Raw genomic sequence first — 1,749 nt, forward strand, 5'->3', positions numbered from 1 at the left:
ACATATACTGTTTCCGACCGACAGGGACGGATCCTCGATTTGATATCCATATTGATGAGGCAAACGTGGACTTCGGTTTTATGGGGGATAAACGCAATTTGTTTTCTTACGATCTCAATGAAGCGGAGCCTCTGTACATTGATCTGCGTAGATTGGTTGAATACGAGATGGTAGAGCGGACGGTACTGCTCTTACCTTTGGGACCAAAGCTGTTCGCAGCTATGTGCATGATCGTCGCTACAATTATGCATCCGAAAGTGATGGTATGGCGTCATTCGACAGTTTCCGCAGCGCAACCCAGGACAATTTCCGACGCTTATACGACGGGTAAGACCGTTGAGTTTGGTTTCAGCTTTAGGAAGAGATAGTTGCCTTGGATGTTTTGCCTTCTATGATGGCTGATCGTGCCCATTTATGAGGTGATTCCCAAACTTTTGCACAAATGTTCCGGCACAGCGTCGGCCAGTTCCCAAGTTACCGTGATGGGCTTCTCACCCTCCCAGCCTTCGAAACGTGGTTTGCCACAGTAGAGAAACGGTGCAGCTTTGCCTTCCCTCAGTTTTCCGTTTCGTACGAACAAGTGGACACGATAGCTGTCTTCGGCACCACTGAGGATTCGGCCCACGAGACTGTCGCGTGTGGTCTGGTTTTGGCTTTGCCATTGCATGCGTGTCGGTGAGAGGAACGCATCTTCATAGTGGCCACCAACGCTGAGATTGCCCTTTTGCAGCGTGGTGAGCAGGATCAAGTCCCGGTCGAGCCGCACAATTCCTGTGTTCCAGTTGCCGGGATTGAACACTGCCCCAAACAACGGCGGGATCTCTTCGCGCATGTACTCGCGCCACAAGATTGGAGCTGTTTGGAACTTGGCGGCTGCCTCTGCCGCCTCCCTTGCGGGTTCGCGCAACGTCCCGAGCCGCCAGTCTACCAATTCTTCGACCATACCGGCTAGCGCACTTGTCGTGTCCGGCCGCGTCAGGACTAGCTGGTCGCCGTCGCGACGGAAGAAGGGCGACAGCGCCCAGGCGTGCAAACCTTCTGGGGCAGAGGGCCGCCCGCTCAGGCTGGCGACAACTGCCGACAGGGCAGGCGCGGTTAATGCAGCGTCGCGCTCGATCTGGCGCAATAGGGGGCCGTGTGTGGTCAATACGCGGGGTTCGACTGGGTCGCCCATGTCCCGCACGAAATCGAACCAACCACCATGACCGTTGCGCGCGGGATCGAAGCCCATACGTCCGATTTCGGCTGCCGTCGGCCGGATTCCGTGACGTAGACGAAAGTCGCGGTATTGCGCCTCCAAATCGTCACTGGCGGTTTTGGGGCGCAGCAGCTCGCGCAGGATCTCGATAACTTTCAGGTCATAAGTGATCGAACAGCCCGCAGGCAGGGGCATTGTGCCATCTATGATCTGGTCGAGTTTCAAGGCCAAGGATCGATCCCCCGGCCCTGCGGCCAGTAGGGCGCGCAGTTTGGTCAGGAAAATGCGATGGTTGCCGATATAGTCGATGACCCTGAGCACCTTGCCTTCAACCCGGCGCAGGCCTCGGCCAAGCTGTTGCAGCCAGATGATCGCACTTTCGGTCGGGCGCAGCATCATCACCGTGCCGATCTGCGGCACATCTACGCCTTCGTTGAACATATCCACTGCGAACAGAATGTCGATTTCGCCACGCCCAAGCTGATCCAGTGAGGTTGGCTGCAAGAGGCCGATGCCAACCTGCGGCGAGGCGAGCCCCTCTGGCGAGAAAC

Annotated in this window: 2 protein-coding genes; one reads left to right on the top strand and one right to left on the bottom strand. The window is 56.7% G+C overall.

The window, feature by feature from the left end; translation table 11 throughout:
• On the top strand, window positions 1-368 hold a 368-nt coding region (locus WBB85_RS04540), incomplete at its 5' end, for a hypothetical protein (RefSeq protein WP_432637436.1).
• Window positions 369-412: 44 nt separating this feature from the next.
• Here the strand turns inward: WBB85_RS04540 and WBB85_RS04545 are convergent.
• Window positions 413-1,749 (bottom strand): DUF3427 domain-containing protein (locus tag WBB85_RS04545; protein WP_432637437.1); only part of this gene is annotated, 1,337 nt, incomplete at its 5' end.

Source organism: Albidovulum sp., from assembly GCF_049646345.1.
Taxonomy (GTDB): domain Bacteria; phylum Pseudomonadota; class Alphaproteobacteria; order Rhodobacterales; family Rhodobacteraceae; genus Albidovulum.